This window comes from Stenotrophomonas sp. STEN020 (assembly GCF_056760195.1).
The window spans coordinates 1-8,049 of sequence record NZ_JBRREI010000096.1; the positions used below are offsets into that span (position 1 = coordinate 1).

Sequence of the window (8,049 nt, forward strand, 5' to 3'; positions counted from 1 at the left end):
GCCATGCTCGGCAGGGGCACTACCGGGAAAGCCCTTGCCGAGCATGGCTCGGCACTACAGGTGGTGCTTCAATCCGTCTCGGTACCTTGCTCTGCAGCGCGCTCGGAAATCTTTGCTTCGCGTAGCTGTTTTTCGGATGCGCGCAGGGTCTTCACGTCCAGCGGCTGGATGCTGTCAATCCGGCACGGCACATGTGCCATCGGCCCTCCGCCATGCACGATCACGCGGTCAAAGCGCGCCGATACCTGGCCCATCATATTGGTGATGCTGATCGCAGGGGCGAATGACAGATCCATGCACGGCCCACTGAGATTCAACAGCCAGGCTTCGTTGGGCTTGGTCCACACCGCCAAAGCGCTGTCGCCCAGCTCGGTCCAGCCATTGAGCGAACCAAAGTATCTGAAGCTCTTCACTGGCTCACCGGCGTGCGCACGGTACAGATCCAGACGCTCGGCGCTGGTCAATTTCCCGGTCGTCGCACAGCCGCCAAGAACGGCGGCCAGCATCATCGCAACAAGCATTTTTTTCATGGCAGCAATCCTCATTGAAGGAAACAACCTGACTCCATGAAGCCGCGAGCACTTACCCGAGCATGATAGTCCCGTGGCAGCTACGGGATCATCACCTGCTTTTCGCGGATCAAACGCCGCTACTGGCCAGCTCATGCAGCCGGCCCTGGCGCAACTCCAGCACGCGATCCAATTTGCGCGCCAAACTGCGGTCATGGGTGACCAGAACCAAACTGGTGCGATGCACGCGATTCAACTCCAGCATCAGATCGAACACGGTGCCGGCGGTCTTGTCGTCCAGATTGCCGGTGGGCTCATCGCCGAGCACGCAGCCCGGCTGATTGACCAGGGCGCGCGCAACCGCGGTGCGCTGGCGTTCGCCGCCGGACAGCTCGCCCGGCTTGTGATCCAGGCGGTGGCCAAGCCCAACCGATTCCAGCAAGGCCTTGGCGCGGGCACTGGCGCCAGCAGGATCGCTGCCACCCAACATCACCGGGATCATCACATTCTCCAGCGCGGTGAATTCCGGCAGCAGGTGATGGAACTGGTAGACGAAGCCAAGCGAGCTGTTGCGCAGCTTTCCACGCGCGGCGTCGGACAGTGCCGACATGCGCTGCCCGGCGACATAGACCTCACCGGCGGTCGGGATGTCCAAGCCGCCTAGCAGGTGCAACAAGGTGCTCTTGCCCGCGCCCGAGGCACCGACGATGGCCACGGTTTCGCCCGCGGCAACATTCAAGTCCAGGCCGTCGAACACCGGCGTGTGCATCTTGCCTTCGGCATAGGTCTTGCCCAGGCCTTCGGCACGGATTACCGATTCCATCAATGCGTTCTCATTCATAGCGCAGCGCCTCGGCCGGCTGGGTGCGGGCTGCGCGCCACGCCGGATAGATGGTTGCGGCAAAGCTCATCAGCAGCGCCACCACGGTGATCACCACGATGTCGGCGGTCTGCATGTCGGTCGGCAGACCGGTGATGTAGTACACATCCTCCGGCAGCAATTTGATGTTGAAGATGGTCTCGATCAGGCCGAGGATGCGCTCCAGATTGAGGGTCAAGGTGATGCCACTGATCACGCCGACAATGGTGCCAAACACACCGATCAAGGTGCCCTGCACCATGAACACCTGCATCACTCCGCCAGGCGTCAGGCCAAGCGTACGCAGGATGGCGATATCAGCCTGTTTGTCGGTGACCAGCATCACCTGCGAGGACACCAGGTTGAACGCGCCCATCGCCACGATCAGCGACAGCAGGATGCCCATCACCGTCTTTTCCATGCGCAGCGAGTGGTAGAGGTTGGCGTTCTCCCGCGTCCAGTCACTCACCCGGTAATAGCCATTGAGGTTGACCGCCAGATCGCGGGCCACGGTATAGGCCTGGTCCATGTCGTGCATTTTCAGGCGCACGCCGGTAACGCCGTCCATGCGCAGCACGCGCTCCATGTCCTGCATGTTGGTGAAGGCGACGCCGCGGTCCACTTCATTGGAGCCGGCCTCGAAGATGCCACTGACCTTGAAGCGCTTGACCCGCGGCATGGCGCCCATCGGCGTGCCCTGCACTTCGGCCAGCGTCGCCACGACGCTGTCGCCCACGTCCACACCCAACCAGATCGCCAGTTCCTTGCCGACCACCATGTTGAATTCGCCGGGCTGCAGGCTGTCCAGTTTGCCCTTGGTCATTTTCTCGGCAAGCACCGAGACCTTGGACTCCTGCGCAGGATCAACGCCCTGGATGATCGCGCCCTGCACCCGCAGGCCGCTCAACATGCCCTGGATCTCGATATACGGCGCGGCACCGGCTACACGCGGGTCCTTGGTCGCCACATCGATGGCATGCTGCCAATTGGCCATCGGCTCGCCGTCGGCGCTGACCGTGGCATGGGCCGACATCTGTAGCAGACGATCGCGGATCTCCTTCTGGAAGCCGCTCATCACCGCCAGGGTGGTTATCAGCACCATCACCCCGAGCGCGATGCCGAGGATGGAAGCCATGGAGATGAAGGAAATGAAGCCATTGCGGCGCTTGGCGCGCAGATAGCGCAATCCGATTGCGACAGGTAAGGGTTTGAACATGCGTGTCTGCCCGTGAACTGGTCGCTATGGTGCCACTCCCGGCGGCTGGCGGGAAACGCCATGCGCCTTTACGGCCAGTCGCAGTTCACGTCGCTGCGCGCGTGGCAGCGTATCGGGCCAGAACAGCAGCTGTTGGCGGCGCCTGCCCAGCCGCCAACACAGTATCAACAGCGGCCCGCGCTCGAGTAGTTCGATCCGCTCCACGGGTTCCGCGTCGATGCAGGGCGGGCTTGGTGGCGAGGATATGAGTATGGCCCGGCACGGCTTACGCGCCTCGGCGCGCGTCTGTAGCAGGCCCCAGCCGAGCACGCACACGCCCAAGGGCCAGGCATAGCCCGGCTCCAATCGGCAGTTCACTATCGAAACGGCGGCAAGTACCGCCAGGCCCAGCATCGCGCAGGTCAACCAGCGCGATGGGCGCCACTCACACCGGAAGGGCGCGGATGTAGGCGATGAGTTGCGCCTGCGACGCATCCGGACAGACCTCGTAGCCCATGGACCAGCGCCACAACTTATCGTCTTCGGTGTCCAGCAACTGCAGGAAAACCTCGCGCTCGGCGGCAGGTGCTTCCAGCCAGCGGCGGTCCAGATAGCGGCCGAACAGCTGGTCCAGCTCGCGCATGCCACGCCGGCAGCGCCAGCGCAGCTTCTTCAACAGGATTTCATCTTCGGTCTGCATAGCTTCGAATACCTCGGATACCAAAGCCCCTCTCCCGCCGGGAGAGGGGTTGGGGTGAGGGTTGGAGCGAAGCTCCCGCGAAATCGAGGGCAGCAGGCTTCGCCCGTACCCTCATCCGCCCCTGCGGGGCACCTTCTCCCGAAGGGAGAAGGCATAACACATCAAGCGCGGCGCGCCATCATCAGCTTCTTGATCTCGGCAATTGCCAGTGCCGGGTTCAAGCCCTTCGGGCAGGTTCGTGCGCAGTTCATGATGGTGTGGCAGCGGTACAGCTTGAACGGATCTTCCAGATCGTCCAGGCGTGCACCGGTGTCTTCATCGCGCGAGTCGATGATCCAGCGGTAGGCCTGCAGCAGGATCGCCGGGCCCAGGTAACGCTCGCCGTTCCACCAGTAGCTTGGGCAGCTGGTCGAGCAGCACGCGCACAGGATGCACTCGTACAGGCCGTCCAGCTTCTTGCGGTCTTCCGGCGACTGCAGGCGTTCGCGGTCTGCCGGTGCCGGGGTCTGGGTACGGATCCACGGTTTGATCGAGGCGTACTGCGCGTAGAAGTGGGTCAGGTCCGGAACCAGATCCTTGACCACATCCATGTGCGGCAGCGGGTAGATCGGCACCTCGGCCTTGCCGCAATCGGCGATGGCGCGGGTGCAGGCCAGGGTGTTGGTGCCGTCGATGTTCATCGCGCACGAACCGCAGATACCCTCGCGGCAGGAGCGACGGAAGGTCAGGGTCGGATCAATCTCGTTCTTGATCTTGATCAGGGCGTCCAGAACCATCGGGCCGCACGCATCGAGATCGATTTCGTAGGTGTCGGTACGCGGATTCTGGTCGTCGTCGGGGCTCCAGCGGTAGATCTTGAAGGTACGCGTGTTCTTCGCGCCGCCCTTGGCGGGGAAGTGCTTGCCCTTGGTCAACCGGGAGTTCTTCGGAAGTGCAAATTCAGCCATGTTCGTAAGTTCCCCGGATCAGTAGACGCGCGGCTTCGGCGGCACCACGGACACGTCATCGCTGAGCGTGTACATGTGCACCGGGCGGTAATCGAAGCTGCACTTGCCCTTGTCGTCGACGGTGACCAGCGTGTGCTTCTGCCAGTTGACGTCGTCGCGGTCCGGGAAGTCCTCGTGCGCGTGGGCGCCACGGCTTTCCTTGCGCTGCTCGGCCGAGTTGATCGTCGCCACTGCATTGAGCAGCAGGTTGTTCAACTCGTAGGTCTCGATCAGGTCCGAGTTCCAGACCAGCGAACGGTCGGAAACCTTGACGTCCTGGAACGAATCGAACACCTGCGCCATCTTCTGGCAGCCTTCTTCCAGCGTCTTGCTGGTGCGGAACACCGCTGCATCGTTCTGCATGGTGCGCTGCATGTTGTCGCGGATGACCGAGGTCGGCGTATCGCCATTGGCGTGACGCAGCTTGTCGAGCAGGCCCAGGGCCTTGTCGCAGGCATCGGACGGCAGGGTCTTGTGCGGCGCACCCGGCTTGATCGTCTCGGCGCAGCGGTTGGCCACGGCGCGGCCGAACACCACCAGGTCGAGCAGCGAGTTGGAGCCCAGACGATTGGCACCGTGCACGGACACGCAGGCCGCTTCGCCGATGGCGTACAGGCCCGGCACCACTGCATCGGGGTTGTCGCCGACCTTGCGCACCACTTCGCCGTGGTAGTTGGTCGGGATGCCGCCCATGTTGTAGTGCACGGTCGGAATGACCGGGATCGGCTGCTTGTGCACGTCCACGCCCGCGAAAATACGTGCGCTTTCGGCGATACCCGGCAGCTTGTCGTCGATCACGCCCGGGCCGAGGTGGGTCAGGTCGAGCAGGATGTGATCCTTGTGCTCGCCGACGCCGCGACCTTCGCGGATCTCGATGGTCATCGAACGCGACACCACGTCACGCGATGCCAGATCCTTGTAATGCGGTGCGTAGCGCTCCATGAAGCGCTCGCCATTGCTGTTGCGCAGGATGCCGCCCTCGCCTCGCACACCTTCGGTGATCAGGCAGCCGGCGCCATAGATGCCGGTCGGGTGGAACTGCACGAACTCCATGTCCTGCAGCGGCAGGCCGGCACGGGCCACCAGGCCACCGCCGTCACCAGTACAGGTGTGCGCCGAGGTGGCGCTGAAATAGGCACGGCCGTAGCCGCCGGTTGCCAGCACCACGCCCTGCGAACGGAACAGGTGCAGGGTGCCTTCGGCCATGTCCAGGGCGAGCACGCCGCGGCAGACGCCTTCGTCGTCGAAGATCAGGTCGAGTGCGAAGTACTCGATCATGAACTGCGCGTCGTGCGCCAGCGACTGCTGGTACAGGGTGTGCAGGATGGCGTGGCCGGTACGGTCGGCAGCGGCGCAGGTACGCTGCGCGGACGGGCCTTCACCGTACTTGGTGGTCATGCCACCGAACGGACGCTGGTAGATCTTGCCTTCTTCGGTGCGCGAGAACGGAACGCCGTAGTGCTCCAGCTCGATGATGGCCGGGATGGCCTCACGGCACATGTACTCGATGGCGTCCTGGTCGCCCAGCCAATCCGAACCCTTGATGGTGTCGAAGAAGTGGTAACGCCAGTCGTCCTCACCCATGTTGCCGAGCGCGGCGGAAATGCCGCCCTGCGCTGCCACGGTGTGTGAGCGGGTCGGGAATACCTTGGTGATGCAGACAGTCTGCAGGCCCTTCTGGGCCAGACCAAAGGTCGCACGCAGGCCAGCGCCACCGGCGCCAACGACCACCATGTCGACCTTGTGTTCAGTGATGTTGTAAGCGGACATGTATCAGTTCCCAAACGCGATGCGGGCAACCGCAAAGATGCTGACGATGGCGCCGAGCACGGCGACGAACTTGACCGTGGTCTGCAAGGCCAGGGCCATCAGCGAGTTGTGGATGTAGTCCTCGAGGACTACCTGCAGGCCAAGCTGGGCGTGCCAGAACATGGAGACCAGGAAGCCACCCAGCAGGATCGCGTTCCACGGCTTGGCAATGGTTTCCACGGCGGTAACGTAGTCGGCGCCCATCAGACTCAGCACCAGACACAGGAACCAGATGGTCAGTGCGACCAGGGCGGTTGCGGTCAGGCGCTGGTGGACGAAGTGCTCGGTACCGGACTTGGCACTGCCAAGACCACGCGCATTCTTCAACGGGGTGCGGTACTTGCTCATGCGGCAGCTCCCATGCAGACGTAAGCCCAGATCAGCGCGGTCAGCACCAGCGAGGCGATCACCGACACCCAGCTGCTGCGGATGAAAGTAGCCTTGGCGTAGCCGATGGCGAAGTCCTGCACGATATGGCGGATGCCATTGCACAGGTGGTAGGCAAAGCACCAGGTCCAACCGAACAGGATCACCTTGCCGTACCAAGCGCTGGCGTGGGTGGTGAAGCAGTTCCAGGACTCAGGCCCCATCATCAGGGCGAACAAGCCGCCCGCAATGATCAGGGAACCGACAGTCAGAATGATGCCGGTTACTCGATGCAGGATCGAGGTGGCCATCTGGATCTGCCAGCGATACACCTGCAGGTGCGGAGAGAGGGGGCGGGGTCTGTTCGCCATTCGCTGACTCGTATCTCGGCTGGGCGGCTCAATGCCGCGTTGGCTCAACGCTGCTCAGAAATCTATGCAGCGCCCGTTTTTCTCCCAATCGCCATACCGCACCGGATCAAGTCCGCCGCGGCCGCCTATTTCCTGAGGCACCGGTGTCACCTCGGGAAGCGGCTGCTTCTCGGGGGCCAACGGGGCTTCAGCTTCGGGCTCGGGAGTGGGGGTTGTTTGGCCTATCATTGGTGGTCTCGCAACGCACAAATTTTAGTCCTCAGTCACGTGTCTGACAACCTCGCCCCTGCTTTCACCGGTTTCCGCACACTTTCCAAGGCTCAGATCGTGAGCCTTGCGGGAGCTGATGCGGTCGCTTTCGCCCAAGCCCAGTTCGCCAACGACGTGCCCTCGCTGGCCGACGGTCATTGGCAATGGAGCGCCTGGCTGACCGCCAAAGGCCGCGTGCTGTCTATCTTTCAGCTGCTACGGGTGGATGCACAGACCCTGCTGCTGATCTGCCATGACGGCGGTGCCGCGGCCATGGCTGAGCAGCTGCGGCGCTTCGTATTCCGCCGCAAGGTCGTCATCAGCCATGCCAGCACGCTGGCAGTGAATGCCGCACTGGAAACACCCGTTTCGGCCAATGGCGCGCAATTGGCGCAGCTGGCCGATGCCGTCATCGAGCTGGATGTGGGTAGCGCAGCAGTTCCACGCACGCTGCAGATCGGTGGCGCGACGACTGCCATCGACGACTCCGCTGAATTGGCATGGCGTCAATCCGACCTTCGTTTCGGCCTGCCCCGGCTTGAAGATGCACAGCGCGAGCAATGGACGCCGCAACAGCTCGGACTGGATCGCTTGAATGCCTACAGCGTCAAGAAAGGCTGCTATCCCGGCCAGGAAATCGTCGCCCGCACCCACTTCCTGGGCAAGGCCAAGCGCTCGCTGGCGCTATTGGAATGTGTCTCATTCGCCAATTCTGGCGACACAGTCCAGCACAGCGACAGCAACATCGGCACCGTCGCCTGCGTAGCGGGTGCGCTGGCATTGGCCGTGTTGCCACTGGAATTGCCCGAGGGCCCGCTTCTGGTCAATGGCGAGACCGCCAGCATCCAGCCGCTATTGGAAGGCCTGGCCCGCTAGGACCTGTAGTGCCGAGCCATGCTCGGCTCGGGGCCTGCCCATGTAGTTGGGGGGGGGGGGGGGGGGGGGGGGCGGGGGGGGGGGGGGCGCGGGCGGGGGGAGAGCGCGGGCCCGCGGGGCGGGGGGGGG

10 protein-coding genes are annotated in these 8,049 nt (G+C 63.2%); 1 reads left to right on the forward strand and 9 read right to left on the reverse strand.

The window, feature by feature from the left end:
* Window positions 1-68: 68 nt before the first annotated feature.
* The 9 genes from ACVOLZ_RS21745 to ACVOLZ_RS21785 form a co-directional block, all read right to left on the reverse strand.
* Window positions 69-530, reverse strand: coding sequence for a DUF6491 family protein (locus ACVOLZ_RS21745; RefSeq protein ID WP_481517946.1), 462 nt, complete (start codon window positions 528-530; stop codon window positions 69-71).
* Between the two features lie 109 nt (window positions 531-639).
* Window positions 640-1,350 carry a lipoprotein-releasing ABC transporter ATP-binding protein LolD gene (lolD, locus tag ACVOLZ_RS21750; protein WP_481517947.1) on the reverse strand — a complete coding sequence of 237 codons (711 nt, stop codon included), beginning with the start codon at window positions 1,348-1,350 and terminating at the stop codon, window positions 640-642.
* A complete protein-coding gene (locus ACVOLZ_RS21755) occupies window positions 1,343-2,584 on the reverse strand; it encodes a lipoprotein-releasing ABC transporter permease subunit (RefSeq protein WP_481517948.1) in 1,242 nt (413 codons plus the stop codon). The genes lolD and ACVOLZ_RS21755 overlap by 8 nt, the downstream gene beginning before the upstream one ends.
* Before the next feature lie 424 nt (window positions 2,585-3,008).
* A complete protein-coding gene (locus tag ACVOLZ_RS21760) occupies window positions 3,009-3,263 on the reverse strand; it encodes an FAD assembly factor SdhE (RefSeq protein WP_282268793.1) in 255 nt (84 codons plus the stop codon).
* 161 nt (window positions 3,264-3,424) lie between these two features.
* Window positions 3,425-4,210, reverse strand: a complete 786-nt coding sequence (locus tag ACVOLZ_RS21765; RefSeq protein WP_481517949.1) for a succinate dehydrogenase iron-sulfur subunit — start codon at window positions 4,208-4,210, stop codon at window positions 3,425-3,427.
* Between the two features lie 18 nt (window positions 4,211-4,228).
* Window positions 4,229-6,019, reverse strand: coding sequence for a succinate dehydrogenase flavoprotein subunit (gene sdhA, locus ACVOLZ_RS21770; RefSeq protein ID WP_481517950.1), 1,791 nt, complete (start codon window positions 6,017-6,019; stop codon window positions 4,229-4,231).
* Between the two features lie 3 nt (window positions 6,020-6,022).
* Complete coding sequence (sdhD, locus tag ACVOLZ_RS21775; protein ID WP_481517951.1) at window positions 6,023-6,406, reverse strand: succinate dehydrogenase, hydrophobic membrane anchor protein; 384 nt, start codon at window positions 6,404-6,406, stop codon at window positions 6,023-6,025.
* Window positions 6,403-6,795 carry a succinate dehydrogenase, cytochrome b556 subunit gene (gene sdhC, locus ACVOLZ_RS21780; protein WP_282268784.1) on the reverse strand — a complete coding sequence of 131 codons (393 nt, stop codon included), beginning with the start codon at window positions 6,793-6,795 and terminating at the stop codon, window positions 6,403-6,405. The genes sdhD and sdhC overlap by 4 nt, the downstream gene beginning before the upstream one ends.
* A gap of 54 nt (window positions 6,796-6,849) precedes the next feature.
* Window positions 6,850-7,023 carry a DUF1674 domain-containing protein gene (locus tag ACVOLZ_RS21785; RefSeq protein ID WP_481512136.1) on the reverse strand — a complete coding sequence of 58 codons (174 nt, stop codon included), beginning with the start codon at window positions 7,021-7,023 and terminating at the stop codon, window positions 6,850-6,852.
* 39 nt (window positions 7,024-7,062) lie between these two features.
* Here ACVOLZ_RS21785 and ygfZ point away from each other — a divergent pair, with 39 nt between their 5' ends.
* Complete coding sequence (ygfZ, locus tag ACVOLZ_RS21790) at window positions 7,063-7,920, forward strand: CAF17-like 4Fe-4S cluster assembly/insertion protein YgfZ (RefSeq protein WP_481517952.1); 858 nt, start codon at window positions 7,063-7,065, stop codon at window positions 7,918-7,920.
* The last annotated feature ends 129 nt before the right edge of the window (window positions 7,921-8,049 follow it).